The sequence below is a fragment of the Burkholderia sp. ABCPW 111 genome (genome assembly GCF_000773065.1).
Classification (GTDB): Bacteria; Pseudomonadota; Gammaproteobacteria; order Burkholderiales; family Burkholderiaceae; genus Burkholderia; species Burkholderia savannae.
This window is the reverse complement of the sequence record NZ_JPWT01000088.1, coordinates 18,228-42,774: the sequence shown is the minus strand read 5'-3', so window position 1 is coordinate 42,774 and position 24,547 is coordinate 18,228. Positions and strand designations below refer to the sequence as shown.

General features: G+C 68.0%; 21 protein-coding genes. 9 read left to right on the top strand and 12 right to left on the bottom strand.

What is annotated here, in order from left to right; translation table 11 throughout:
• Positions 1 to 267 precede the first annotated feature (267 nt).
• Positions 268 to 1,944: a methyl-accepting chemotaxis protein gene (locus X946_RS20450; protein WP_038751283.1), complete on the top strand. Its 1,677-nt coding sequence runs from the start codon at positions 268 to 270 to the stop codon at positions 1,942 to 1,944.
• Positions 1,945 to 2,096: 152 nt separating this feature from the next.
• Here X946_RS20450 and X946_RS20445 read toward each other — a convergent pair whose 3' ends face one another.
• From X946_RS20445 to X946_RS20430, 4 genes are read right to left on the bottom strand one after another with little or no spacing between them, the layout of a single operon-like run.
• Positions 2,097 to 2,978 carry an efflux RND transporter periplasmic adaptor subunit gene (locus X946_RS20445; protein ID WP_038751281.1) on the bottom strand — a complete coding sequence of 294 codons (882 nt, stop codon included), beginning with the start codon at positions 2,976 to 2,978 and terminating at the stop codon, positions 2,097 to 2,099.
• 13 nt (positions 2,979 to 2,991) lie between these two features.
• Positions 2,992 to 3,195, bottom strand: a complete 204-nt coding sequence (locus X946_RS20440; RefSeq protein ID WP_004191885.1) for a DUF1656 domain-containing protein — start codon at positions 3,193 to 3,195, stop codon at positions 2,992 to 2,994.
• Positions 3,192 to 5,393, bottom strand: coding sequence for an FUSC family protein (locus X946_RS20435; RefSeq protein ID WP_038751279.1), 2,202 nt, complete (start codon positions 5,391 to 5,393; stop codon positions 3,192 to 3,194). Before X946_RS20435 ends, X946_RS20440 begins: the two co-directional genes overlap by 4 nt.
• Positions 5,394 to 5,412: 19 nt before the next feature.
• Entirely contained in the window at positions 5,413 to 7,095 is a 1,683-nt protein-coding gene (locus tag X946_RS20430) for an efflux transporter outer membrane subunit (RefSeq protein ID WP_052145132.1), read from the bottom strand.
• 218 nt (positions 7,096 to 7,313) lie between these two features.
• Between X946_RS20430 and X946_RS20425 the strand changes: the two genes are divergently transcribed.
• A complete protein-coding gene (locus X946_RS20425) occupies positions 7,314 to 8,255 on the top strand; it encodes a LysR family transcriptional regulator (RefSeq protein WP_038751275.1) in 942 nt (313 codons plus the stop codon).
• A 126-nt stretch (positions 8,256 to 8,381) separates the two neighbouring features.
• Positions 8,382 to 8,555, top strand: coding sequence for a hypothetical protein (locus X946_RS35755; protein WP_038751273.1), 174 nt, complete (start codon positions 8,382 to 8,384; stop codon positions 8,553 to 8,555).
• A 55-nt stretch (positions 8,556 to 8,610) separates the two neighbouring features.
• Here X946_RS35755 and X946_RS20415 read toward each other — a convergent pair whose 3' ends face one another.
• From X946_RS20415 to wrbA, 4 genes are read right to left on the bottom strand one after another with little or no spacing between them, the layout of a single operon-like run.
• The gene (locus X946_RS20415; RefSeq protein ID WP_038751271.1) at positions 8,611 to 9,552 is read right to left on the bottom strand and encodes a metallophosphoesterase; all 942 of its coding nucleotides are present in this window, start codon (positions 9,550 to 9,552) and stop codon (positions 8,611 to 8,613) included.
• 31 nt (positions 9,553 to 9,583) lie between these two features.
• Complete coding sequence (locus tag X946_RS20410) at positions 9,584 to 11,005, bottom strand: FAD-binding oxidoreductase (RefSeq protein ID WP_038751269.1); 1,422 nt, start codon at positions 11,003 to 11,005, stop codon at positions 9,584 to 9,586.
• A 33-nt stretch (positions 11,006 to 11,038) separates the two neighbouring features.
• Positions 11,039 to 11,479: a DUF2069 domain-containing protein gene (locus X946_RS20405; RefSeq protein ID WP_038751267.1), complete on the bottom strand. Its 441-nt coding sequence runs from the start codon at positions 11,477 to 11,479 to the stop codon at positions 11,039 to 11,041.
• A complete protein-coding gene (wrbA, locus tag X946_RS20400) occupies positions 11,476 to 12,084 on the bottom strand; it encodes an NAD(P)H:quinone oxidoreductase (RefSeq protein WP_038751265.1) in 609 nt (202 codons plus the stop codon). The genes X946_RS20405 and wrbA overlap by 4 nt, the downstream gene beginning before the upstream one ends.
• A gap of 105 nt (positions 12,085 to 12,189) precedes the next feature.
• Between wrbA and X946_RS20395 the strand changes: the two genes are divergently transcribed.
• Positions 12,190 to 13,503, top strand: a complete 1,314-nt coding sequence (locus X946_RS20395; protein ID WP_038751263.1) for a YihY family inner membrane protein — start codon at positions 12,190 to 12,192, stop codon at positions 13,501 to 13,503.
• 204 nt (positions 13,504 to 13,707) lie between these two features.
• Here the strand turns inward: X946_RS20395 and X946_RS20390 are convergent, their stop codons facing one another.
• Positions 13,708 to 14,028 carry an Mpo1-like protein gene (locus tag X946_RS20390; RefSeq protein ID WP_038751261.1) on the bottom strand — a complete coding sequence of 107 codons (321 nt, stop codon included), beginning with the start codon at positions 14,026 to 14,028 and terminating at the stop codon, positions 13,708 to 13,710.
• A gap of 174 nt (positions 14,029 to 14,202) precedes the next feature.
• Here X946_RS20390 and X946_RS20385 point away from each other — a divergent pair, with 174 nt between their 5' ends.
• The 3 genes from X946_RS20385 (at position 14,203) to aroC (ending at position 18,208) form a co-directional block, all read left to right on the top strand.
• Positions 14,203 to 14,667, top strand: a complete 465-nt coding sequence (locus X946_RS20385; protein WP_038751422.1) for a CBS domain-containing protein — start codon at positions 14,203 to 14,205, stop codon at positions 14,665 to 14,667.
• 116 nt (positions 14,668 to 14,783) lie between these two features.
• Complete coding sequence (locus X946_RS20380; RefSeq protein ID WP_038751259.1) at positions 14,784 to 16,718, top strand: MFS transporter; 1,935 nt, start codon at positions 14,784 to 14,786, stop codon at positions 16,716 to 16,718.
• A 380-nt stretch (positions 16,719 to 17,098) separates the two neighbouring features.
• Complete coding sequence (gene aroC / locus X946_RS20375; protein WP_038751257.1) at positions 17,099 to 18,208, top strand: chorismate synthase; 1,110 nt, start codon at positions 17,099 to 17,101, stop codon at positions 18,206 to 18,208.
• 170 nt (positions 18,209 to 18,378) lie between these two features.
• Here the strand turns inward: aroC and X946_RS20370 are convergent, their stop codons facing one another.
• Positions 18,379 to 20,052: an electron transfer flavoprotein-ubiquinone oxidoreductase gene (locus tag X946_RS20370; RefSeq protein ID WP_038751255.1), complete on the bottom strand. Its 1,674-nt coding sequence runs from the start codon at positions 20,050 to 20,052 to the stop codon at positions 18,379 to 18,381.
• 180 nt (positions 20,053 to 20,232) lie between these two features.
• Between X946_RS20370 and X946_RS20365 the strand changes: the two genes are divergently transcribed.
• Together X946_RS20365 and X946_RS20360 are read left to right on the top strand one after the other, a co-directional pair.
• Positions 20,233 to 21,012, top strand: coding sequence for an SDR family oxidoreductase (locus X946_RS20365; RefSeq protein WP_038751253.1), 780 nt, complete (start codon positions 20,233 to 20,235; stop codon positions 21,010 to 21,012).
• A 44-nt stretch (positions 21,013 to 21,056) separates the two neighbouring features.
• Positions 21,057 to 21,488, top strand: coding sequence for an acyl-CoA thioesterase (locus tag X946_RS20360; RefSeq protein ID WP_038751251.1), 432 nt, complete (start codon positions 21,057 to 21,059; stop codon positions 21,486 to 21,488).
• Positions 21,489 to 21,728: 240 nt separating this feature from the next.
• Here X946_RS20360 and X946_RS20355 read toward each other — a convergent pair whose 3' ends face one another.
• Together X946_RS20355 and X946_RS20350 are read right to left on the bottom strand one after the other, a co-directional pair.
• On the bottom strand, positions 21,729 to 23,261 hold the full coding sequence (locus tag X946_RS20355; RefSeq protein ID WP_038751249.1) for a cellulase family glycosylhydrolase: 1,533 nt from the start codon (positions 23,259 to 23,261) through the stop codon (positions 21,729 to 21,731).
• Between the two features lie 586 nt (positions 23,262 to 23,847).
• The gene (locus tag X946_RS20350) at positions 23,848 to 24,393 is read right to left on the bottom strand and encodes a LuxR C-terminal-related transcriptional regulator (RefSeq protein ID WP_038751247.1); all 546 of its coding nucleotides are present in this window, start codon (positions 24,391 to 24,393) and stop codon (positions 23,848 to 23,850) included.
• Between the last annotated feature and the right edge of the window lie 154 nt (positions 24,394 to 24,547).

The window sequence follows — 24,547 nt, the reverse complement described above, 5'->3', positions numbered from 1 at the left end:
AGTCTAAAGTGGCGAGTCGGCAATGTCCGGCCAACTTTTGTCGCGAATCGGACAACTCTGACGCCGACTGTTGCGTGATTTTGCGCGTCTGCGCGTGTTTAGCGTTTGCGCCGCCGCCCGCCGTGCGTCGTGCGTGAAACGGCGGGTTTCACCCCACTCAAGAAAAAAAAGCGCCTGCCGTAGATTCCGGCGAGACGTACCGCGCGAGCGCCGACGGTCATGCCGAAACCGCCTTTTCGGCTGCAGCATCAGAACGGGGACCCATCAATGAAAGGAGTATCGCTGCACGGCAAGCAATTCCTGCCCGACGACCCGGCCGGGAGCCCGAGGCGCGCGCCCGGGCCCGGCAGGCCGCGTCGCGCGCGCCGCGCGTGGTCGGTGAAGGCGACGCTGCGCGCGGCGTTCGCCGTGCTGCTCGCGGGCACGCTCGCCGTCGGCCTGTTCTCGCTCGCGCAGATCAGCCGGCTCAACAGCTCGATCAAGTCGGTGTACGAGCAGGGGCACGTCGCGAGTCGCGCGGCCGAGGAAGTGCGCGCGTCGGTGCTGCGCGCGAGCCGTGCGCAGAAGATGCTGATCACCGCGACGACCGCGAAGGAGCGCGACGAGCTCGGCGCGGACATCGACAAGGGGCTCGCCGCGATCGGCAACGATCTCGCGACGCTGCAGCGGCACGCGGACGGCGCGGCCGACGCCGCCGCGCGGCTCAAGGCGTTCGGCACGGCCGTCGCCGCGTGGAGCGGGCATCTGCGCGACTTCGTGAAGCTCGTGCGCGAGCAGCCGCTCGACCTGTCGCAGATGAGCTGGCAGGTCGGCTCGCAGGACGTATCGCTGCTCGTCGAGACGGGCAAGCTCGAGAAGCTCGTCGACGCGCTCGTCGACGCGCGCGGCGACGCGTCGAAGGCGACCCTCGACGCGTCGGGCGCGATCTATCGCGAGTCGTTCGCGATGCTCGCCGCGATGACGGCCGCGCTCGTCGTGCTCGCGTTCGCGATCGCCGCGTGGGTCGTGCGCAGGCTCGGCGCGCAGCTGGGCGGCGAGCCCGCGTATGCGAAGGAGATCGCGGTCAGCATCTCGCGCGGCGATTTGTCGAACGCGATCCGGCTCGACACGCGCGATCGCGACAGCATGCTGCACGCGCTGCGCGACATGCAGGAGGGCTTGGCCGGCACCGTGCGCGAGATTTCGGCGAGCGCCGAGGCGATCGCGTCGGCGGCGGGCGAGATCGCGATGGGCAATCTCGATCTGTCTCAGCGCACCGAGCAGCAGGCGGTCGCGCTCGAACGCACCGCGACGAGCGTGGGGCAACTGACGTCGACCGTCCACCAGAACGCGGAGAACGCGCGGCAGGCGAGCGCGCTTGCGGCGAACGCTTCGTCGGTCGCCGAGGAGGGCGGCACGGTCGTCGGCCGAGTGGTCGTGACGATGAACGAAATCGACGAGAGCGCGAAGAGCATCCGCGACATCATCGGCGTGATCGAGAGCATCGCGTTCCAGACCAACATTCTCGCGCTGAACGCGGCCGTCGAGGCGGCGCGCGCGGGCGAGGAAGGGCGCGGATTCTCGGTCGTCGCGAGCGAAGTGCGCTCGCTTGCGCAGCGCTCGGCGACTGCCGCGAAAGAGATCAAGGCGCTGATCGGCGCGTCGGTCGAGCGGGTCGCGAACGGCGCGGTGCTCGCGCAGGACGCCGGGCGCACGATGGACGAAGTCGTGCGCGCGGTGAAGCGCGTGACCGACATCATGGGCGAGATCTCGGCCGCTTCGAACGAGCAGAGTTCCGGCATCGACGCGATCGAGCGCGCGGTCACGCAGATGGATGCGGGCACGCAGCAGAACGCGGCGCTCGTCGAGGAGGCGGCCGCGGCCGCGCGCTCGCTCGACGAGCAGGCGCAGATGCTCAAGGCGATGGTCGGGCGCTTCCATTTGCCCGCGCACGCGGTGGGTTGAGCGGCGCGCGTTTCGGCGGGCGCGCCGTTTCGCGCGCGCTTGCGCGTGGCTTGCTCCGGCTTACGGTTTACGGCTGGCTACTTGCCGGCTCACGGCTCACGGCTCACGGCTCACGGCTCACGGCTCACGACTTACGGCTCACGACTTACGACTTACGACTTACGCTTGCCGCCGTCGTCCGGCTCGACGATCACCGTGCACGTCGTGCCCGCCGACAGCACGAGATCCTTCGGCACCTCGTCGATATGGATGCGCACCGGCACGCGCTGCGCGAGCCGCACCCAGTTGAACGTCGGGTTCACGTCGGCGACGAGATCGCGGCTTTGCGGATTGTCGCGGTCGTAGATGCCGCGCGAGATGCTCTCGACGTGGCCCTTCAGCACGCCGCCGCTCATCAGCCGCATCTGCGCCTTCGCGCCGATCTTCACGCGCGGCAGCTTCGTTTCCTCGAAGTAGCCGTACACCCAGAACGAATGGCTGTCGACGATCGCGAGCTTCGCCTGGCCGGCGCTCGCGTAGTCGCCCCTGAACACGCTCAGGTTCGTGACGTAGCCGTCGACGGGCGCGACGACGCGCGTGCGCTCGAGATTGAGCTTCGCGGCGTCGAGCGCGGCGAGCGCCTGCTGGTATTGCGCCTCGGCGCTCGAGGCGGTCTGCGCCGAGTTCTCGCGGCTTTCCTTCGACACGACGAGCGCGTCGAGGTCCGCGCGGCGCGCGGCGTCGGCGCGGCGCATCTGCAGCTCGGCGCGGCGGGCGGCGACGGCCGCCTGCGCCTGCTCCACCGCGATCTGATAGTGCGACGGATCGATCTGCATGATCAGGTCGCCCTTCTTCACGAGCTGGTTGTCGCGCACCGGCAGCTCGACGACCGCGCCCGACACGTCCGGCGCGACGTTGACGATCTCCGCGCGCACGCGGCCGTCGCGGGTCCAGGGCTCGTCCATGTAATGGACCCACAGGGTGCGCCCGATCAGGATCGCGACGATCAGGATGGCGGCTGTCGCGACGAAGCCGAAGAGTTTTCGCAAGAGCATGGTTCGACTCATATCAACGGTAGACGGCGAGGCTGAGCCCGCCGCAAATGCAGACGAGCAGGCTCGCCCGGAACAGCGACGGGTGCCAGACGACGCGATAGAGGCCCGTGTACGCGAGCAGGCGGTCGATCAGCCAGGTCGCGAACGCGCCGATGACGAACATCAGCACGACGGTCGGCACGTAGGCGTCGAGGATCGCGAGGTCGCGCGGCATCATGGTGAAACTCCTTGTCGGTCGGGCGGCACGCGCGCGCCGTTGAGCGCGGCGAGCGGCGATTCGGGATCGAGCAGCGCGGTGCGCACGAAATGCAGGTGCGACAGGATTCGCTGCATCTGGTGGCGTTCCTCGCGCGGCGGCGCGAACGTGACGAGCGCCTGCTGGGTCGCCGCGATCGCGTCGACGGCGGCGGCGAGCGCCGCGTCGAAGCGCGCGGGCGCCGGCTTGCCGAACAGCGCGGCGAGCGCGTCGCGCGCCGCCTCGATCGCGCGCCGCCACGGCATCGTCGCCGCGTAACGCGGATCGCGCGGCAGCGTCGCGATCTCGTGGCGCAGGTCGATCACCGCGTTGCCGGTCTCGAGCACCGCGAACATCCAGCGCAACGCGTCGCGCTGCGCGTCGGGCTGATCGGCCGACAATCCGTGCGCCTGGAACATCAGGTCGCGCGCGCCGCTCTCGAAGCGCGTGCGCAACCCCGGCAGACGCGCGTGGCATGCGGCGACCGCCTGATGGCGCAGATCGGCGAACAGGCGCTTCTTGAGCCACGGCGCGCTCGGCGGGAACAGCACCGCGAACGCGATCGCCGACACGATCATCGACAGCAGCAGCGCGAGCGCGTCGTTCATGAAGCCGGCGGGATCGTAGTGCGTGACGTTCTCGGGGCCGGCGAGCGTGCAGAAGAAAATCAGGTAGCCCGCGCCGCAGCCCGCGTACTTCGGCTTGAGCGACATGAACACGCCGGGCGCGAGAAACGGCGCGAGCGCCGCGCACAGCAGCACGAAGCCGTCGATGTGCGGATAGACGCCGAACATCAGCACGAAACCCGTGACGACCGCGAACGCGGTGCCGAGCGCCATCTGCGCGGCCATCTTGGTCGGCTGCGGCGACGACGACGCGAGCGCGCACACGGCCGCCGCGTTCAGCACGAGCATCACGCCGCTCGGCCACGCGCTGTAGATCCAGAACACGCTCAGCAGCAGCATCACGCTCGCCGTGCGGATGCCCGCGATCAGCGCGGCCGTCGCGTTGGTGCGCGGCTCGTAGCGCTCGATCCAGCGCTCGCGCTCGTGCGTGCTCGCGGCGAGCGACGCGTAGGTGGCCGCGTACGCGTGCAGATCGGTGATGAAGCGGTACAGCAGCTCGGACGCGGTGTCGAAGTCGAGGAGCGGGAAGCCGGGCTGCGTCTCGTGCTCGGCGCGCGTCGCGCGGATGCGGCGCGGCAGCGCGTCGCGATACGCGAGCAACTGCTCGGCGGCGTACGCGGCGTCGGCTGAGGTGCGCACGTACTCGCCGTCCTTCGACAAGAGCGGCGCGATCTCGCGGAAGTACGGCTCGAGCGCGTCGACCGCCTGCGCGCTCGTCGCGTGCAGCCGGTTCATCAGCTGATGCAGCGCGTGGAAGCGGCTCGACGCGGTCATGAACTCGCTGTTCAGGCGCGACAGCCGGCCGCTGCGCATCCGCGTGTCCGGATTCTCGAACACGGCCATGCTGCGCGCGGCCTCGAAGCCGACCACGTCCGCGACGAAGCGCGTGTGGACGCTCTCGATCTTCGAGCGGTCGAGCGTGCCGGCGAGCGCGGACGCGACGTAGTCGACGAACGCGCCGAAGCGCCGGCGCACCGTCGTGCGCATCTGCTCGCCCGTGTACTGCGGGAAGATCAGCGCGCTCACGATGCCCGCGGACAGGATGCCGACCGATATCTCGGACACCCGCGTCATCGCGGTCATGAACGCGCCGCCGGGGTTCTGCGACGCGGGCAGGCCGATCAGCGCGGCCGTGTAGCCGGCGAGCAGGAAGCCGTAGCTGCGGAAATTGCGGTTGCGCGCGGCGCCCGCCGTGCACACGGCAACCCACAGCGCGACCGCGAGCAGGAACAGCACCGGCTGCTGCGGGAACAGGCCGACGAGCGCGAGCGTCGCGCTCAGGCCGACGAAGGTGCCGATGAGCCGGTAGAAGCTCTTCGCGAACACCGCGCCGCTTTGCGGTTGCATCACGATGAAGACGGTCGTCATCGCGGTCTTCGGCGCGGGCAGGTCGAGCACCATCGATACGCCGAGCGCGAGAAACGCGGCGGCGAGCGCCTTCGCGAGATAGAGCCACGCGGCGCCGTCGGTGCGCGCCCAGTCGCTCATCGACGCGACGAGCGCGGCGCCGGCAGATCGCGGCGGCGGGGCGGAAGCGGGAGGGGCGGCTGACATGATCGGCTCCTTGCGTGGGTTAGCGCGCGGCGGGGGCGGCGGTCGCCGACGCGCTCGTCGCGGCGGACGTCGGCGCCGACGCGCCGGCGACGGCGGCGGTGAGGCCGCTCGCCGTTGCGGCGGCGGCTGTGGCCGATGCGCGAGAGGCGGCGGCAGCGCGGCCGCCGGCCGACGAAGCCGAAGCCGAAGACGAAGCCGAAGACGAAGACGAAGACGAAGACGAAGCGCCGGAGCCCGCCGGGGCGTCGGCCGAAGCGGCGGGCGGGTTCGGCGCGCTCGCCCGCCGCGCATCGCCCGCCGGCGCGTCATGCGGCGCGTCGCCCGCGGTTTCGAGCCCGCCGCCGAGCGCGATCATCAGCGACGCGTGCGCGGCGAGCCGCGCGGCTTCGACGCGCGCCTGGTTCTCCTGCGCGGTCAGCAACTGGCTCTGCGCGAGCAGCACGTTCACGTAGTCGGTGAGCCCGCGGCTGAAGCCGGTATGCGACAGATCGTACGAGCGGCGCGTGAGCGCAACCGCGCGCGCGGCGTCCTTCTGTTGCGAGTCGAGCGAATGCAGCCGCACGACGTTGTCCGCGATGTCCTTCAGCGCGCCGACGATCGTCTGGTTGTAGCGCTCGACGGCCTCGTCGTAGCCGGCCGATGCGACGCCCAGTTGCGCGCGCAGCCGGCCGCCTTCGAAGATCGGCAGCGTGAGCGCGGGGCCCGCCGACCAGCCGCCGTTCATCGCGCGCAGGAACGTCGCGAACGGCGCGCTGACCGCGAAGCCGCCGAGCGACGCGATCAGGTCGACGTTCGGATAGAACGCGGCCTTCGCGACGTCGATGCCGCGCGCCTGCGCGTCGACCGTCCAGCGTGCGGCGACGACGTCCGGCCGCCGGCCGATCAGCTCGGCGGGCAGCGCGGACGGCAGGCTCGCGTCGGCGTCGAGCGCGAGCTTCGGCCGCGCGAGCGGCGCGCCCGCGCCCGGCCCCTTGCCCGCGAGCGCGGCGAGCTGATGGCGGCCGAGCTGGATCGCTTCCTCGTACGAATCGATCTGCCGCGCATAATCGGGCAGCGGCGCCTCGGCCTGGCTCACTTCGAGCTGCGTGCCGATGCCCGCGCGAAGGCGCTTGCGCGCGAGTTCGGCGAGCTCGTTCTGGCGGTCGTAGGTCGCGTGCGCGATGTCGAGGAGCGCGTAATCCTTCGCGAAGTCGACGTACGCGCGCACGACGTTCGCTTCGAGCTCGAGCTGCGCCGCGCGCGCGTCGGCCGCGCTGGCGCGCGCCGTGTCGAGCGCGCGCCGGGCGTTGTTCTTGTCCTTGCCCCACAGGTCGAGGTGGTACGACAGGCTCAGCGCGCCCGTGTTGTTCCAGGTGTCGGCGTTGGCGAGCGGGCCGGGGCCGTAGTAGACGTTGTCCGGCCAGTGCTGGCGCATCAGCGAGAGGCTGCCGTTCAACTGCGGGAGCTCCTCGGCGTGCGCGATGCGCGCGAGCGACTGCGCTTCGCGCACGCGCGCCTGCGCGGCCGCGAGCGACGGATTGCCGGCGAGCGACGCGGCGATCCACGCGTCGAGCTGCGGATCGCGATACGCGCGCCACCAGTCTGACGCGGGCCAGCCGGCGTCGCGGTCGGCTGCCGCGATCGCCGCGCCCGCATCGAGCGAGGCCGGGTCGATCTGCTTTGCTTGCGGTGCAACATCGCCCATGCTTGCACATCCGGCCATTATTAATGAGATTGCAAGAACCGCGAGTGCAAGCGTCCCTCTTGTTGCCGGAGACTGCACGATTTTCTCCCTTTCGGATAAAGATGAGTCGGATGCGATTATATTTTTTTGCGGATTGCCAAATAAACCGACAATGGTGCAACGCATTCTTACGGACATTGAGATAATATTGTTGAATATTTATGCAACAATCCTCCCGGATTCAATAGGGAATTAGCATGGATACGCTCCAAAACATGCGTGTGTTCGTCCGCGTGGTCGATGCGGGCAGCTTTACGGCGGCGGCGCAGCAGCTCAATTCGACGACCGCGTACGCGTCGCGAGCGGTGTCCGATCTCGAGGCGCACCTGCGCACGCGTCTGCTGAACCGCACGACGCGCCGCATCGCGCTCACCGAGGCAGGCGAGCGCTATCTGCAGCGCTGCGAGCAGATCCTCGCGTACGTCGAGCAGGCGGAGGCGGAGGCGAGCGACGCGCACGCGCGCCCGTCCGGCAAGCTGAAGGTGCACTGCATGACGAGCCTCGGCCAGCATTACACGGTGCCCGCGGTGTCGCGCTACCGGCAGCGCTACCCGGAAGTCCAGGTCGACCTGACGCTCGCGCAGCGGCTGCCGGACCTGCTCGACGAAGGGTTCGACGTGTCGCTCGTCGTCGGGCGCGAGCTGCCCGATTCGGGGCTCGTGTCGCAGCGGCTCGGCGAGACGTTCAGCGTCGTCTGCGCGTCGCGCGGCTACATCGAGCAGCACGGCGCGCCGCAGCGCCCGCACGATCTCGCGAATCACATATGCCTCGGGATGGTCGCGCCGGGCCTGTACTGGGACGAATGGAAGCTGGTGGGCCCGCACGGCGAGGAGAGCGTGACGCTCGCGCCGCCGCCGTTTCGCGTGAACGTCGCCGAGGCGCTCGCGGCCGGCATCCGCGAGGGCATGGGCATCGGCGTGCTGCCGCTCTATTCGGCGATCGCCGGCCTGCGCAACGGCGACTTCGTGCGCGTGATGCCCGAATACCGGTCGCACGCGATGAACATCTACGCGCTCTATGCGTCGCGCCAGTATCTCGACGCGAAGATCCGCACGTGGGTCGATTTTCTGCGCGACGAGCTGCCGTCGATCCTCGAGGCCGACGAAGCGGCGCTCGAGCGCTTCACCGTGCAGACCTGAGGCCGCGCGGCGGAATTGACGCATTTTGACGCTGTCGCAACACTTTCTTACGTTCACGCCGCGCCGGGTTTGCTACTGTCTTCTCATGTATTCGCTTAACGCAATCGACGGATCGGGGAGAAATCGATGAATACGCCTCTGCTGATGGGTTTCGGCGCGCTCGCGCTCTTCGGCGCGATCGGGATCGCGGCGTCGCGCGAGTTGCTGCGCGCGATCGACGCGCAAAAGCGCTGCGCGCCGGTTCCGGTGCGCGTGCGTTCGCATCGCCCGCATCGGGACGGCCGCCGCACCGTCCTCTGAATGCCGCGGGCGCGGCGGTTCCTTCGCGCTTCTGCTTCTTCGTCTCGCGCTCGCGTCACGCGAGCGTGATGATCTTGCCCCATTCGAACGACGGATTTTCGCGCTCGCCGGTGCGCCGGCGAATGTAGCCGTGCGGATTGCAGACGACGCGCGTGCCTTCGGCCGTCGTGTAGTCGAACGACGTGTGCGTGTGCCCGTGAATCCATAGCGAGACGGGCGGCCGCACGAGCGCGCTCAAATCGCTGATGAAGCCGGCCGACGCGAGATCGTCGGCGTAGCGCGCGGCGAGGCTCGCGCGGTGCGGCGCGTGGTGCGTGACGACGATCGTTCGGCCCGCCCACGGCTTCGCGAGCTCGCGCTCGAGCCACGCACGGGCGGTGCGATGCAGCGCGAGGGCGTCGCGCGGCGCGAAATCGCGCGGGCTCGGCGCCGCCGCCGAGTCGGGCGCCTGCCCCGCGGGCGCACGCGAGGCGGCGGCGTGTCCCGCCTGCGCCGTTGCATCGGCGATATCGGCGGCTCCGTCGGCGGCTGCATCGGCCGCTTCGCCCGCGCCCGCGCCGGCGTCGCCCGGCCAATCCACCTGAATCAAGCCCTTGAAATCGAGCATCACGCGCTCGCACTCGGCGATCGACTGCGCGAGCGCAGCCTCGTCGCCGCCGAACAGCTCGAAATCGGTCCAGAGCGTCGTGCCGAGCACGCGAAAGCGTCCGGCCGGATCGACATACGCGGCGTTGTTCAGGTAGTGGACGTGGTCGAGCGTCGCGGCGGCGTCGCGCATCGCCGCTTCGAGCGCGCCGAACTCGCCGTCGTAATACTCGTGATTGCCGGGCACGTAGACGACGGGCACGTCGGGATCGAACGTCTGCGCCGCCCAGCGCAAGCCTTCCGCATGATTGTGAATGTCGCCCGCGAGCACGACGAGATCCGCGCGCGCGTACGGGATCGCGTCAGGCTCGTTGCATTCGAGATGCAGATCGGACAGCACGCGAATCTTCACGGACGGCTCCTTCGTGTCGCGGGTTGCGGCGTCAGTGCAGCACCTTGCCGGGGTTCATCAGGCCGAGCGGATCGAGCGCCGCCTTCAGCGCGCGCATGAGGCCGATCTCGACGGCGGACTTGTAGCGCTGCGCGTCGTCGATCTTCAATTGCCCGATGCCGTGCTCGGCGCTGATCGTGCCGCGGTGCTTGTGGACGTTGTCGTAGACGATCCGGTTGATGGGCGCCTGGTGCGCCGCGAGGAACGCCTTCGGATCGCCGCCTTCGGGCATCTGCACGTTGTAGTGCAGGTTGCCGTCGCCGAGGTGGCCGAACGTCACCATCCGCGCGCCGGGCGCGGCGGCCTGGATCGCCGCGTCGGTCTCGTCGATGAAGCGCGCGATCGAGGAGATCGGCACCGCGATGTCGTGCTTGATGTTGAGCCCTTCGTCCGCCTGCGCGAGCGGGATGTGTTCGCGCAGATCCCAGAGCGCGCGCGACTGCGCGAGATTCTCGGCGACGACCGCGTCGACGACGAGCCCCGCCTCGAACGCCTGTTCCATCATCGTCTCGAAGAGCGCGCGCGCGTGGGCCTCGCTTTCGTTGTCGGACAATTCGAGCAGCACGGTCTGCGGATGCGCCGCGTCGAACGGGTAGCGCAACTGCGGATAGTGCTTGCCGACGAGCTTCATGCAAAAATCCGACATCAGCTCGAAGCCCGTCAGCAGCGGGCCGGCCGCGCGCTGCGCGAGCGACAGGAAATCGAGCGCCGCGTGCGGCGATTCGAGCGCGGCGAGCGCCGTCACCTTCGCGGCGGGGCGCGGGTGCAGCTTCATCACCGCGGCCGTGATGATGCCGAGCGTGCCCTCGGCGCCGATGAAGAGATCGCGCAGATCGTAGCCGGTGTTGTCCTTGCGCAGCCCGCGCAGGCCGTCCCAGATCTCGCCTTGCGGCGTGACGACCTCGAGGCCGAGGCACAGCTCGCGTGCGTTGCCGTAACGCAGCACCGCGGTGCCGCCCGCGTTCGTCGCGAGATTGCCGCCGATCGTGCAGCTGCCTTCGGCGGCGAGGCTGAGCGCGAAAAGCCGGTCCGCTTCCTGCGCGCGCGCCTGCACATCGGCGAGGATCACGCCCGCTTCGACGGTGATCGTGTTGTTGTGCGCATCGAGCGCGCGCACGCGGTTCAGGCGCGCGAGGCTCAGCACCGCCTGCGCGCCGCTCGCGTCGGGCGTCGCGCCGCCCGCGAGGCCCGTGTTGCCGCCTTGTGGCACGAGCGCGACGCGATATTCGAGCGCGAGCTTCACGAGCGCCGCGACCTCTTCGGTGTTCGCGGGCCTGAGCACCGCGCAGGCGGCGCCCTGATAGCGGCGGCGCCAGTCGGTCACAAACGGGGCCGTGTCGTGGGGATCGGTCAGCACGTGGGCGGCGCCGATCGCTTGGCGGCACGCGTCGACGAAAGCGGGGGAGGAGGTCATGGCGTTCGTTCGGAGGTCAGGCAATCGAAAAAATCAGGAGCGGGGGCGGCCGGACGCGGGCGGACGGTCTTGCGCGCGCTTCGCCGTTTGCTTTGCCGCTTGCTTCGCCGCTTGCTTCGCGGCGCGCTTGAACGGCGCGACGTAGGCGAGCGCGGCGCCGAAGACGCCGAGCGCGAGCGCGGCCTCGAGCCAGCCGAGTCGCGCGGACAGCCCGCCGTCCGTCATGCCGCGCACGATGCCTTCTGCAAGATAAATCAAAATCAGCATCGACGCCCACTGCAGCGTGTAGACGCTGCGCCGCCACACGCCGGGCAGTGCCAGCGCGAGCGGCACGGCCTTCAGGATCAGCGCGGAGCCGCCCGGCCGCAGCGGCGCGAGCCAGGCTTCCCACGCAACGCAAAGCGCGATTAGCGCGACGAGGCCAAGCGCGGCCGCGCGTGCGGCGAGCGGCTTCGGGCAGGCGGGCGCGCTCATTCGGACGCGGCCGCGAGGCGCGACGCGGTGCGCGCGAGCCGCGCGCCGAGCGCGTGCGCGAGCGCCTTCTCGTCGGCGGAAATGCGCTCGTGCGCCGCGTCGGCGACGCGCGCGAAGTGCGACGCGCCGTAAGGCGTGCCGCCCGTCTGCGTGACGGACAACGCGGTTTCGGTGTAAGGAATTCCGACGATCAGCATGCCGTGGTGCAGCAGCGGCAGCATCATCGACAGCAGCGTCGATTCCTGGCCGCCGTGCAGGCTGCCCGTCGACGTGAACACGCACGCCGGCTTGCCCGCGAGCGCGCCCGACAGCCATTGCGGCGTCGTGCCGTCGAGAAAATACTTGAGCGGCGCGGCCATGTTGCCGAAGCGGGTGGGCGAGCCGAGCGCGACGCCCGCGCATTCGTCGAGGTCGCGCGGCTCCGCGTACGGCGGGCCGTCGTCGGGGATGTCGGGCTGCGTCGCCTCGCAGACGGTCGACACGGCCGGCACCGTGCGGATGCGCGCCTGCATGCCGGGCACGCTGTCGATGCCCGCCGCGATCGCGAGCGCGAGTTCGCGCGTCGCGCCGTGGCGGCTGTAATAGAGCACGAGGATGTCTTTCATAGGCCTCTTGAGTGAGCGGCTATTATAGGGGCTGAAGCCGCCGCGAAGCGTCGCGGCTCGACCTGTCGCGCGGCGCGCGACATGCGCAGCAAAAGGAGAAAGCCGTTGCCGAAGTTGAGCGTCGATCTCGACACCATCAAGCGCCTCGCGCGCTTCGCCGCGAAGCGCAGCGCGGAGGACCGCATCCCGCAGGTCGCGGGCAGCCTCACGTTCACGACGATGCTCGCGCTCGTGCCGCTCGTGACGGTCGCCTTCGCGCTGTTCACCGCGTTCCCGATGTTCGCGTCGTTCCAGAATTCGCTGCAGGGCTTCCTTGCCGATCACCTGATGCCCGCGCAGTTCAACAGCCAGATATTCAAGTACCTGAACCAGTTCGCGTCGAAGGCGAAGGGGCTGACGACGGCGGGCCTCATCGTGCTCGTCTTCACCGCGGTGATGACGATGATGACGGTCGAATCCGCGTTCAACCTGATCTGGCGCGTGCGCAAGCCGCGGCCGTTCGCGCAGCGCGTGCTCGCGTACTGGGCGCTCATCACGCTCGGGCCGCTCCTGTTCGGCGTGAGCCTGTCGATGTCGTCGTATCTGTTCACGAAATCGCTCGCGTTCGCCGGGTCGACGAGCACGCCGCCGATCTTCGAATGGCTGCTGACGGCCGCGTCGCTGCCGCTCACGGTGCTCGCGTTCACGCTGCTCTACGTGTATCTGCCGAACTGCACGGTCGCCTGGCGCGACGCGGCGGTGGGCGGCGTGTGCGCGGCGATCGCGTTCGAGCTCGCGAAGCGCGGCTTCGGGTATTACGTGCGGCGCATTCCCACCTATACGGCGGTGTACGGCGCGTTCGCGACCGTGCCGATGTTCCTGCTGTGGATGTACCTGAGCTGGTTCGTCACGCTCGCGGGCGCGATGATCGCATCGGCGCTGCCGGCGATCCGGGTCGGGCAGTTCCACAGGATTCACTATCCGGGCAGCGATCTGCTCGACTCGCTCGAGCTGCTCGCGCGGCTCGCCGAGGCGCAGGAGGCGGGCAAGCCGGGCTACACGGCCGCGCGGCTCGCGCTGATGGCGCGCTGCGACATGGAGACCGCGCAGCGGCTCCTGTCGACGCTCGAGGAGCGCGAATGGGTCGCGCGGCTGCAAAGCGGCGGCGACGCCGCGCCGCGCTACGTGATGCTCGCGAACCCGGAGCGCCTGACGATCGCGAATCTGTTCGACGTGCTCGTGATCGACCGGACGGAGCTCGTCTACCAGGCGCAGCGCGGCAAGACCGAGGTGGACTGCGGGGCGCTGCTCGACGCGTTCGCGAGCGAGAAGCTCGAGCTGTCGCTCGCGGAGCTGATCGCGCGCCGCAAGGCGGGCGCGCCGCGCGGCGTGCAGGACGCGGGGCGGCCGACGTCGGCGCTGCCGCCGCGCACTGCCTGACGCGAGAACGAAGCCGACGAAGCAAGCCGACGAGCCGACGAGCCGACGAGCCCGTGTCATCACGGTGTCACGTTGACGAGAAGGCGCCGCCGGGAAGCCCGAGCGGGCGGCGTATGGATGCGATGCGCGGGCCCGCGCAGGCGTTGGTCGCGCGTCGCGCGATTGCGGTTCCGGCCCGGTTCGCCGGCAATCCGTCCGAGCGGGTCAGATCGAAATCTTGCCGGTGCAGATGTCCTTGAACATCACCCAGTCGCCCATGAAGCTGTAGATCGGGTGCCGGAACGTCGCGGGGCGGTTCTTTTCGAAGAAGAAGTGCCCGATCCACGCGAATCCGTAGCCGCAGACGACGGCGGCGGGCAGCCACCACCAGAGGCCCGTGGCGAGCGCCATCGCGACGCAGCCGATCACGCCGAGCGAGCCGATGAAGTGCAGCCGCCGCGACACCAGGTTGCGGTGCTCGTCGAGATAGAACGGATAAAACTCGGCGAAACTGGAGAAATGCTCGGTGTGCGCGGAATGTGCCATGACAGTCTCCTCGAGCGCCGGCGGCGGCCGCGCGGCGCGTCATCGCTTCCATTGTGCGGCGGGGCGCCGCCCGCCGCAACGGGGGCGGGCGCCCGCCGCCGCGCGCTTTCCTTTTGCGGGGCTTTCCGTTAGGATCGAAAGCCGATTATGCACGAGTTGCAACAGGGGACAACGATGCGCGTCAGCGATATTCTGAAAGTCAAGGGCAATACGCTGTTTACCGTGACGCCCGACATGCCGCTGCGTAATGCGGTCGACACGATGGCGGAACACGACATCGGCTCGCTCGTCGTGATGGAGTACGGCGATCTCGTCGGGATTCTGACGTTCCGCGAGATCATCCTGCGCCTGAAGGCGAACGGCGGCAGCATCGGCGAGGTGCTCGTGCGCACCGTGATGGACGAGCCGCTCACGTGCACGCCGGAAACCGACATCGACGAAGTGCGCCGGATGATGCTCGAGCGGCACGCGCGCTACATGCCGGTGCTCGACAAGAAGGTGCTGATGGGCGTGATCTCGTTCTACGACGTCGCGAAGACGGTCGTCGAGGCGCAGAGCTTCGAGAACCGGATGCTGAAGGCGTATATCCGCGACTGGCCGGAACCCGACAGCGAAGAGCGCAAGCCGCTCGCGAGCTAAAGGCCGCGCGCGGCCGCGCGTGCAGGCCGCCGGGCGGCCGTCCCGGCGATCTTCGTCATTTCTTCTTTCGCCTGCGTGTGCGATCGTGCCGACGCGACGCGCGGGCGCCCTCACGCATGAGCGATCCTTCCCTCACTTCGACCGCGCGGCGCGAGAAGCGCCACGCCCATCCGTCGCAGTTCGACCTGTTGCGCGAGCGCCGCTTCGCGCCGTTCTTCGCGACGCAGTTCATGGGCGCGCTGAACGACAACGTTTTCAAGATCGGCTTCACGTCGCTCGTCACCTACCAGGCGGCGAAATTCAGCGGCGTCGATCCGAAGACGGCCGCGTTCCTGATCTCGGCGATCTTCATTCTGCCGTTCGTGCTGTTCTCGGCGACGGCGGGGCAGCTCGCCGACAAGTACGACAAGGCGCGCCTCACGCGCTTCGTGAAGAGCTTCGAGATCGTGCTGATGACCATCGGCGCGGCGGGTTTCGTCACGCACGGCGCGCCGCTGCTGTATCTGTGCACGTTCATGATGGGCATGCACTCGACGCTCTTCGGGCCCGTCAAGTATTCGTACCTGCCGCAGCATCTGAACGATCACGAGCTCGTCGGCGGCAACGGGCTCGTCGAGATGGGCACGTTCGTCGCGATCCTGATCGGCACGATCATCGGCGGCGCGGCGGCGGGCATTTCGGGACGCGGCGAGCTGCTGCTCGCCGTCTGCTGCGTCGGCATCGCGCTCGTCGGGCGCGTCGCGGCGGCGGGCGTGCCGGCGACGCCCGCGCCGCAGCCGAATCTCGCGATCAACTGGAACCCGTTCTCGGAGACATGGCGCAACCTGAAGCTCGCGCGCGAGAACCGGACGGTGTTCCTGAGCCTGCTCGGCATTTCGTGGCTGTGGTTTGTCGGCGCGACGTTCCTCACGTCGTTTTTCGGCTTCGCGAAGGACGTGCTGTCGGCGAATCCGGACGTCGTCACCGTGCTGCTCGCGACGTTCTCGTTCGGCATCGGCCTCGGCTCGCTGCTGTGCGAGCGGCTGTCGCGGCGGCGCGTCGAGATCGGGCTCGTGCCGCTCGGCTCGCTCGGCATCAGCGCGTTCGCGATCGAGCTGTACTTCGCGAGCCACGCGCTTCCGGCGCAGACGCATCTGCTTGCCGTGGGCGAGTTTCTCGGCCACGCGGCGCACTGGCGGATACTCGCCGACCTGTTCCTGCTCGCGATGTTCGGCGGCTTCTACAGCGTGCCGCTCTACGCGCTGATCCAGAGCCGCAGCGCGCCGACGCACCGCGCGCGGATCATCGCCGCGAACAACATCCTGAACGCGCTCTTCATGATCGTGTCGGCGCTGATGGCGATGCTGCTCACGAAGGCGGGCGTCAGCATTCCGGGGATCTTCCTCGTGACCGCGCTGCTGAACGTCGTCGTCGCGTCGTACATCTATTCGCTCGTGCCGGAGTTCCTGCTGCGCTTCGTCGCGTGGGCGCTCGTGCACACGTTCTACCGGATTCGCCTCGTGCACGCGGAGCGGATTCCCGACGAAGGCGCGGCGCTCCTCGTCTGCAATCACGTGAGCTACGTCGACGCGCTCGTGCTCGCGGCGGCGAGCCCGCGGCCGATTCGCTTCGTGATGGACCACCGGATCTTCAACGCGCGTTTCGCGAACTGGGCGTTCCGCCATGCGAAGGCGATCCCGATCGCGCCGCGCCACGAAGACCCCGAGATGCTCGCGCGCGCGTACGACGCGTGCGAGGCCGCGCTGCGCGAAGGGGAGCTCGTCTGCGTGTTCCCGGAAGGCAAGCTGACGAAGACGGGCGACGTCAACGGGTTCCACCACGGCGTCACCGAAATCCTGAAGCGCGCGAGCGTGCCCGTCGTGCCGATGGCGCTGCGCGGGCTGTGGGGCAGCGTGTTCTCGCGGCACGAGGTTGCGCGCTGGCCGCGGCCGGTGAAGCGCGGGGTGACGAGCCGTCTCACGCTCGCGGTCGGCGAGCCGATCCCGGCCGTGGCGGCGACGCCGGAGGCGCTGCAGGCCGCCGTGACGGAGCTGCGCGGCGCGCGGAAGTAGGCGGCGCGAGCGGGGCGGGTGGGGCGAGTCGGGCGAGCTGGACGGCCGCCAGCGGGTGAGGCCGTCTGCGTCGGGCGGCGCTCGACGCGGGGCGGCGCGCGCCGATCGTGACTTCAAGCGCGGGTCGCGCAGCCCGCTCGCCCATCGGCGGTCCGTCGGCGTGGCTCGCGCTCGCCGATTGTCCCGCACGCCGCTTTCCCGCCGTTCGCGTCGAAGCGGATCGCGACGGCACCGGCCGCCGCCCCCGGCATGCGCCGCCCACCGCACGGCGTCGCGCCATATCGCACGACATCGCCCGATCACGCGCCATATCGCCGCACCGCTCAAAACGGGCTGGCATAATATCGGCTTCCTCGACTGACTCTTTCTTGGACGGTCCTATGTCCGGCAACACCCTCGGCACGCTTTTCACTGTCACGACCTTCGGCGAGTCGCACGGCCCCGCGATCGGCTGCGTGATCGATGGCTGCCCGCCGGGCATGGCGCTCACGGAAGCCGACGTCCAGCTCGAGCTCGACCGCCGCAAGCCCGGCACGTCGCGCCACGTCACGCAGCGCCAGGAGCCCGACCAGGTCGAGATCCTGTCCGGCGTGTTCGAGGGCGTGACGACGGGCGCGCCGATCGCGCTCCTGATCCGCAACACCGACCAGCGCAGCAAGGACTACGGCAACATCGCCGACACGTTCCGCCCGGGCCATGCCGACTACACGTACTGGCAGAAGTACGGCGTGCGAGACTATCGCGGCGGCGGCCGGTCGTCGGCGCGGCTGACGGCGCCCGTCGTCGGCGCGGGCGCGATCGCGAAGAAGTGGCTGCGCGAGCGCTTCGGCGTCGAGGTGCGCGGCTACATGAGCGCGCTCGGCGAGATCGAGATTCCGTTCGTCGACTGGTCGCACGTGCGCGAGAATCCGTTCTTCGCGCCGAACGCCGACATCGTCCCGCAGCTCGAAGGCTACATGGATGCGCTGCGCAAGGACGGCGATTCGATCGGCGCGCGGATCGACGTCGTCGCGTCGGGCGTGCCGGCCGGCTGGGGCGAGCCGCTCTTCGACCGCCTCGACGCGGACATCGCGCACGCGATGATGGGGATCAACGCGGTGAAGGGCGTCGAGATCGGCGCGGGCTTCGCGAGCGTCGCGCAGCGCGGCTCCGTGCACGGCGACGAGCTGACGCCGGACGGCTTCGTCGGCAATCACTCGGGCGGCGTGCTCGGCGGCATCTCGACGGGGCAGGACATCACGGTGTCGATCGCGATCAAGCCGACGTCGAGCATCCGCACGCCGCGCCGCTCGATCACGAAGGCGGGCGAGCCCGCCGTCGTCGAGACGTTCGGCCGCCACGATCCGTGCGTCGGAATTCGCGCGACGCCGATCGCCGAATCGATGCTCGCGCTCGTGCTGATCGATCACGCGCTGCGCCATCGCGCGCAGTGCGGCGACGTGTCGACCGCGACGCCGAGGATCGCTGCGAGCGCGCCGGAAGCGAAGTGATCATCGCCCGATAGCGGTGCGTTTCGTGCCGCTATCGGGCGCGTGCCGGTGCGCCGCGGGCAGCGACCACGAAACGATAGAACGACAACGGGCGCCGAGGCGCCCGTTTCGCTTTGCCGCATTCGCCGCGCGATGCGACCGACTCGCCCGCGCGACGCGCGGGCGCGCGCTCACATGTTCGGATAGTTCGGCCCGCCGCCGCCTTCCGGCGTGACCCACACGATGTTCTGCGTCGGGTCCTTGATGTCGCAGGTCTTGCAGTGCACGCAGTTCTGCGCATTGATCACGAGGCGGTCGCTGCCGTCGTCGTTCTTCACGAACTCGTAGACGGCGGCCGGGCAGAAGCGCGCTTCCGGCCCCGCATACGTGCGCAGATTGACGCTCACCGGCACGCTCGCGTCCTTCAGCGTCAGGTGCGCCGGCTGGTTCTCCTCGTGATTCGTGTTCGAGATGAACACCGACGACAGGCGATCGAACGTCAGCTTGCCGTCCGGCTTCGGATAGTCGATCGGCTGGCACTGCGACGCGGGCTTCAGCATCTCGTGGTCGCCGTGCTGGTGATGCAGCGTCCACGGCACGTTGCCGTTCATCAGCTTCTGCTCGACGCCGACCATCAGCGTGCCCAGATACAGGCCCTTGCTCATCCACTGCTTGAAGTTGCGCGCGCGGTAGAGCTCCGTGTACAGCCACGACGTCTTGAACGCGTCCGGGTACGCGGTCAGCTCGTCGGCCTGGCGGCCCGCCTGCACCGCGTCGAACGCGGCTTCGGCGGCGAGCATGCCGGTCTTGATCGCCGCGTGGCTGCCCTTGATTCGCGACGCGTTCAAAAAGCCCGCGTCGTCGCCGACGAGCGCGCCGCCCGGGAACACCGTCTTCGGCAGCGACGTCAGGCCGCCCGCCGTGATCGCGCGCGCGCCGTACGACACGCGCTTGCCGCCTTCGAGGAACGGCCGGATCGACGGATGCGTCTTGTAGCGCTGGAACTCCTCGAACGGCGACAGATACGGGTTCGAGTACGCGAGCCCGATGACGAAGCCGACGACGACCTGGTTGTTGTCCATGTGATACAGGAACGAGCCGCCGTACGTGTCCGACGACAACGGCCAGCCGGCCGTGTGGATCACGAGGCCCGGCTTGTGCTTGACGGGATCGATCTCCCACAGCTCCTTGATGCCGATGCCGTACGCCTGCGGATCGCTGTTCGCGTTCAGCTTGAACTTGTCCATCAGCTGGCGGCCGAGGTGGCCGCGCGCGCCTTCGCAGAAGAGCGTGTACTTCGCGTGCAGCTCCATGCCGAGCTGGAAATTCTCGGTCGGCTCGCCATCCTTGCCGACGCCCATGTTGCCGGTGGCGACGCCCTTGACCGAGCCGTCGGCGTTGTAGAGGATCTCGGCGGCCGGAAAGCCCGGGAAGATCTCGACGCCGAGCCCCTCGGCCATTGTCCCGAGCCAGCGCGTGACGTTGCCGAGGCTGATCACGTAATTGCCGTGGTTCTTGAAGTTGTCCGGAAGCGCCCAGTTCGGCACCTGGAACGCGCTCTTCTCGGTCAGGAACAGGAAGCGGTCTTCGGTGACGTCGACGGTGAGCGGCGCGCCTTTTTCCTTCCAGTCGGGGAACAGTTCAGTGATCGCGCGCGGGTCCATCACGGCGCCCGACAGGATGTGCGCGCCGATCTCGGAGCCCTTTTCGAGCACGCAGACGCCGATCTCCGTGCCTTTCTCGGCGGCGAGCTGCTTGAGCCGGATGGCCGCCGACAGGCCTGCGGGGCCGCCGCCGACGATCACGACGTCGTATTCCATCGATTCGCGCGGGCCGTATTGCTCGATGAGGCTTGCGGGGGTCATGAACGCTCCTCTAACCATTAGAATGCTTTTATTCGGGACCGTATTGTCGGCGAAATAAAACGCTTGCCGCAACAGCGGAATCCTAGATTAGCACGATCGTTCTATTTTATGGGTTGGGTCGTGCACGAGAACGTCGCATACTGGTGCGGCATGATGTCATCGGAACGAAGAGGAGTCGGCATGGGCCGTTCGATCAATCTGGAAGGCAAGGTTGCGTTCATCACGGGCGCGTCGAGCGGCCTCGGGCAGCGCTTCGCGCAGGTGCTGTCGCAGGCGGGCGCGAAGGTCGTGCTCGCGAGCCGGCGCGTCGAGCGCCTGAAGGAGCTGCGCGCGGAGATCGAGGCGGCGGGCGGCGCCGCGCACGTGGTGTCGCTCGACGTCACCGATTATCAAAGCATCAAGGCGGCCGTCGCGCACGCTGAAACGGAAGCGGGCACGATCGACATTCTGGTCAACAATTCGGGCGTGTCGACGATGCAAAAGCTCGTCGACGTGACGCCGGCCGATTTCGAGTATGTATTCGATACGAACACGCGCGGCGCGTTCTTCGTCGCGCAGGAAGTCGCGAAGCGGATGATGATGCGCGCGGGCAGCGGCAGCGCGAAGCCGGCGTGCCGGATCATCAACATCGCGTCGGTCGCGGGGCTGCGGCCGTTCTCGCAGATCGGCCTGTATGCGATGAGCAAGGCGGCCGTCGTCCACATGACGCGTGCGATGGCGCTCGAATGGGGCCGCCACGGGATCAACGTGAACGCGATCTGCCCGGGCTACATCGACACCGAGATCAATCACTATCTGTGGGAAACCGAGCAGGGGCAGAAGCTGCAGGCGATGCTGCCGCGCCGCCGGGTCGGCAAGCCGCAGGATCTCGACGGGCTGTTGCTCCTCCTCGCCGCCGACGAGTCGCAGTTCATCAACGGCTCGATCGTGTCGGCCGACGATGGCCTCGGCCTCGCGTGAGCGGCCGCGCCGAACGGTTTCACCTTGCAGAAAAGAAGAGTGCGATGAGCGATTACACCCCTGTTTTCGAAATGTCGATGCCGATCCGCTGGGGCGACATGGACGCGTTCGGTCACGTGAACAACACGGTCTACTTCCGCTACATGGAGGAGGCGCGCGTCACGTGGTTCGGCAAGCTCGGCATCGCGGGCGGCAACGGCGAGGGGCAGGGGCCCGTCGTCGTCAATGCGTCGATGGAGTTTCTCAGGCAACTGCATTATCCGGGCGACGTGATCGCGCGCCTGTCGGCGGCCAAGCCCGGCCGCAGCAGCTTCGACACCGCGTTCGAACTGACCCGCTCGGACGGCCCCGAGCACGTGTACGCGCGCGGCGCTGCGCGTTGCGTGTGGGTCGACTACGCGCTCGGCAAGTCGGTGCCGCTGCCGGATATGCTGCGCAACACGATCGAAAGCGCGCTGCAGACGAAGATCGCGTAAGCGCGGCGGCGCGCCGGCGTGCGCCGTGGCCTCGTCGCGCCGCATGCCGGCGCGCCGTTTCTCTTGCTGTCTCGAGCGCTGCAAATCGCGCGTGCCCCGGCGGTCACGCGTTCGGGGGCGCGGCGGCCAAGCTGATTTCAAGGCGAAGCAGCGGGACGTTCCCGCGCCCACGAAGCGCGGCGGCTGCGGCACGCGGTGCCGCGCGCGGCTTTCCGTCGGATCGCCCGCTTTCCCGATGCGTCACCAGCCCGGGCCGACCGGCGCGTAGCCCGGGGTCTGATTGGCCGCCGCCGCGGCGGCGGCGCCGAAGTTGGGCCAGGCCGGATAGTACTGCCCAGACACGGCCTGATACGTGCCCGCGATCTTGGGCGCGCCGGCCGTTCCGCTCGATCCCGTCGAACCGGTGATCGTCACCAGGCCGAAATACGGCTCGTAGATGTTCGCGCTGTATGGCGACGCCAGCGTCATGTCCGAGTAGCAATACGCGTAAACCGGGCCAAACCGGCCGTAAGGCTGGTTGGCGATCCATGCCATTAGCGCCCGGTACTCGCGCGCCTGGTTCGCTTGCGTCAGGTACGAGGGCGCCAGCGTCTGAAAATCGGCGTTCGTGTACTGCTGTGCGCTACCGCCCAGCTGGCCCGTGAAATTGGCGGCGCCATCCGACGCAGTCGTTGCGACCCCGAATTCCGTGATCACGATGGGCTTGGCCCCGTCGCCGTTCGCGTTCATCAGGTCGCGCAGGCTCGTCCCCGTGTAACTGGCGAACGTCTTGCCGGTAGGGGACGGCCAGCCGTAGGAGGGCGACGAGAACGTGTGCCACATGATGTTGAACGGATTCGAGTAATCCGGATAGACGGAGTTGACGGTCGTGCTCGGGCACTGATCGGGGGGCGATTGCCAATCGTCGCTGTGGCAGTGCGGATGGTGCGCGAGCCCGTCGAAATATCCCTTCGCGCCGTTCGCGTACATCACGGCAAGCCAGTCGCGGGGCTCCCATTGCGTCGGCGCGGGGTAGCGGGAATCCGCCGAATTCACGAGGCCCGCCACGCCGCTCGACGGAAGCGCGCCCGTGCCGTTGTTCGGCGACGTGAGGCATCCCGAGCTGCCGCCCGCATAGACGGACGCCGACGGATTGGCTTGCTTGATCGCCGAATACGCGCTCTTCAGGAGCTGGGTATAGAGGACCGGATCGTGCGGGATGAAGTTGGGCCCGCAATTCGGCTCGTTCCAGATTTCCCACGCGTCGATTTTCCCGCCGTAGCTGTCGCTGCTGTAGTGTTTGGCGGCCGCGCGCGCGAAGTTGGTGTACGACGTGGGATTAGGCGCGCACAGCGCATAGGCGCCGTTACTCGACAGGCGGTAGTTGCTCGGACATTGCGAGCCCACCGCCCAGCGCGGCGTCAACGTGATCACGCCGAGAATTCGCACTCCGTAATTTCTGGCGGCCCGAACGACGATGTCCGTCGCGCCCCAGGTCAGGCCGCTGCTGACGCCGGGATTGGGATCGCTGGTAAAGATCCATGTCGACGCCGGCTGGATTTCCGACCAATTGAGGTGAATGCGCAGCCAGCGCACGTTCATCGCGGCGACGCCCGCCATATAGTTATTGATTGCCTGTGCCGGATTATTGGGATTCTGATTGATAATGTCGAGAATTTCTCCGCCGAGATCGATTCCCGTTACCGGCGTATTGGTTTGAGAAAATGCCGCCTGGCATCCGATTACGTTAATCATGAAAATGAAAAATAAATCTCTTGCTCTCGAGATAATCATTAATTCACCTGGCCTTTTGGATTGGCGTAGTTGATTCGGGATTGGGTTTGTTCGATCGATGCGAGAGTCCGGCGCAGCGTGCTACCAGGTGACGCGAGCCCGTTCCGGGGCCGCCGGGCCGCGTTGCGTTCCGCTGCCCGCGATGCCCGGCGCGGCACGCCGACGGCATGAAATCGTCGCGCTCCTGTGTCGGTCGAAATTGTTTCCGCACAGGATCGATCGATCATCCGATTCGGTCAGGGCGGTGCGAAAACGCCCTGCCAAAAGGTCGACTTTCTTGCTATCTCAAAATATTTATTGCGTGAAGGATAGGGATGTATTGTTTTTCATCCGATGTTGAAGATTGCGTAACCCACTTGGATCGTGTTGCTCAAGGTTAAATAAATTTCTGAAAAAAGTGTAGGGCGGAAATTCGATCTAATCGGTATCGGGAAATGGAATTGTTGAGTTTTGGATGGTAATGACTCGGTTCTGTTCGGGGGCTGACGCTCGGCTTATTGCCGTTCCCGATTGCCTCGGCGCGCAACGGCAGGATGCGTTCGCGTGCATGTGCTCGGCCGTCTGCCCCGGCGGGGCGCGCGGGCCGTCACTGCCCGAGCAGGCGCTGCACCAGCTCGGGCGTGTTCCCCGTTCCGTATTTGCGCATCAGCCGCGCGCGGTAGATGTCGACCGTGCGAGAGCTGATGTCGAGCACGCGGCCGATCTGCTTGCTTGTCTTGCCGGTCACGAGCTGCGCGGCGATCTCGCGCTCGCGCGGCGTCAGCTCGACCGCGACGCGGCGCGTCGCGCTCAGGTCCTCGAACGTCCATACGCCCGCCGCGAGCGGCGCCGTGCGATCGAGCGCGCGGCCCGTCACGTGGCACCAGAACAATTCGCCCGTCGCGCGCTTCATGATGCGATCGTCCGCGTAGCTGCCGTGCGCGATCATCACGGGCGAGATGCGCTCGCCGATCCGCTCGAATTCGTCGGACGACGGGTAGAGCACCTCGAACGACCGGCCGATCAGATCGATGCGCGCGCAGCGGAAGATCGCGGCGAGCTCGTCGTTGCAATCTTCGATGACGCGGTCGTGCGACAGCACGAGGCCGATCGGCGCGAGATGGAAGGCGGTCTTGTAATCGATGGAGGGCATGGACGCTGACGGGCTGTGATCGGGCGCCGCGCAAGCGGCGGCGAACGCTTATGTATTTTTGCGTATTGTGCCGCATCCGGCGCGCATCGTACCCTTTCACACATGTCGCGGCCCATGCCGCGAACGGACGGCAGAAGAAAGCAGAAGAAGGAGC

Coding starts and splice junctions, on each gene's coding strand:
- X946_RS20450 (WP_038751283.1), top strand. CDS start 268: ATGAAAGGAGTATCGCTGCACGGCAAGCAATTCCTGCCCGACGACCCG.
- X946_RS20445 (WP_038751281.1), bottom strand. CDS start 2,978: ATGCTCTTGCGAAAACTCTTCGGCTTCGTCGCGACAGCCGCCATCCTG.
- X946_RS20440 (WP_004191885.1), bottom strand. CDS start 3,195: ATGATGCCGCGCGACCTCGCGATCCTCGACGCCTACGTGCCGACCGTC.
- X946_RS20435 (WP_038751279.1), bottom strand. CDS start 5,393: ATGTCAGCCGCCCCTCCCGCTTCCGCCCCGCCGCCGCGATCTGCCGGC.
- X946_RS20430 (WP_052145132.1), bottom strand. CDS start 7,095: ATGGCCGGATGTGCAAGCATGGGCGATGTTGCACCGCAAGCAAAGCAG.
- X946_RS20425 (WP_038751275.1), top strand. CDS start 7,314: ATGGATACGCTCCAAAACATGCGTGTGTTCGTCCGCGTGGTCGATGCG.
- X946_RS35755 (WP_038751273.1), top strand. CDS start 8,382: ATGAATACGCCTCTGCTGATGGGTTTCGGCGCGCTCGCGCTCTTCGGC.
- X946_RS20410 (WP_038751269.1), bottom strand. CDS start 11,005: ATGACCTCCTCCCCCGCTTTCGTCGACGCGTGCCGCCAAGCGATCGGC.
- X946_RS20405 (WP_038751267.1), bottom strand. CDS start 11,479: ATGAGCGCGCCCGCCTGCCCGAAGCCGCTCGCCGCACGCGCGGCCGCG.
- wrbA (WP_038751265.1), bottom strand. CDS start 12,084: ATGAAAGACATCCTCGTGCTCTATTACAGCCGCCACGGCGCGACGCGC.
- X946_RS20390 (WP_038751261.1), bottom strand. CDS start 14,028: ATGGCACATTCCGCGCACACCGAGCATTTCTCCAGTTTCGCCGAGTTT.
- X946_RS20385 (WP_038751422.1), top strand. CDS start 14,203: ATGCGCGTCAGCGATATTCTGAAAGTCAAGGGCAATACGCTGTTTACC.
- X946_RS20380 (WP_038751259.1), top strand. CDS start 14,784: ATGAGCGATCCTTCCCTCACTTCGACCGCGCGGCGCGAGAAGCGCCAC.
- aroC (WP_038751257.1), top strand. CDS start 17,099: ATGTCCGGCAACACCCTCGGCACGCTTTTCACTGTCACGACCTTCGGC.
- X946_RS20370 (WP_038751255.1), bottom strand. CDS start 20,052: ATGACCCCCGCAAGCCTCATCGAGCAATACGGCCCGCGCGAATCGATG.
- X946_RS20365 (WP_038751253.1), top strand. CDS start 20,233: ATGGGCCGTTCGATCAATCTGGAAGGCAAGGTTGCGTTCATCACGGGC.
- X946_RS20360 (WP_038751251.1), top strand. CDS start 21,057: ATGAGCGATTACACCCCTGTTTTCGAAATGTCGATGCCGATCCGCTGG.
- X946_RS20355 (WP_038751249.1), bottom strand. CDS start 23,261: ATGATTATCTCGAGAGCAAGAGATTTATTTTTCATTTTCATGATTAAC.
- X946_RS20350 (WP_038751247.1), bottom strand. CDS start 24,393: ATGCCCTCCATCGATTACAAGACCGCCTTCCATCTCGCGCCGATCGGC.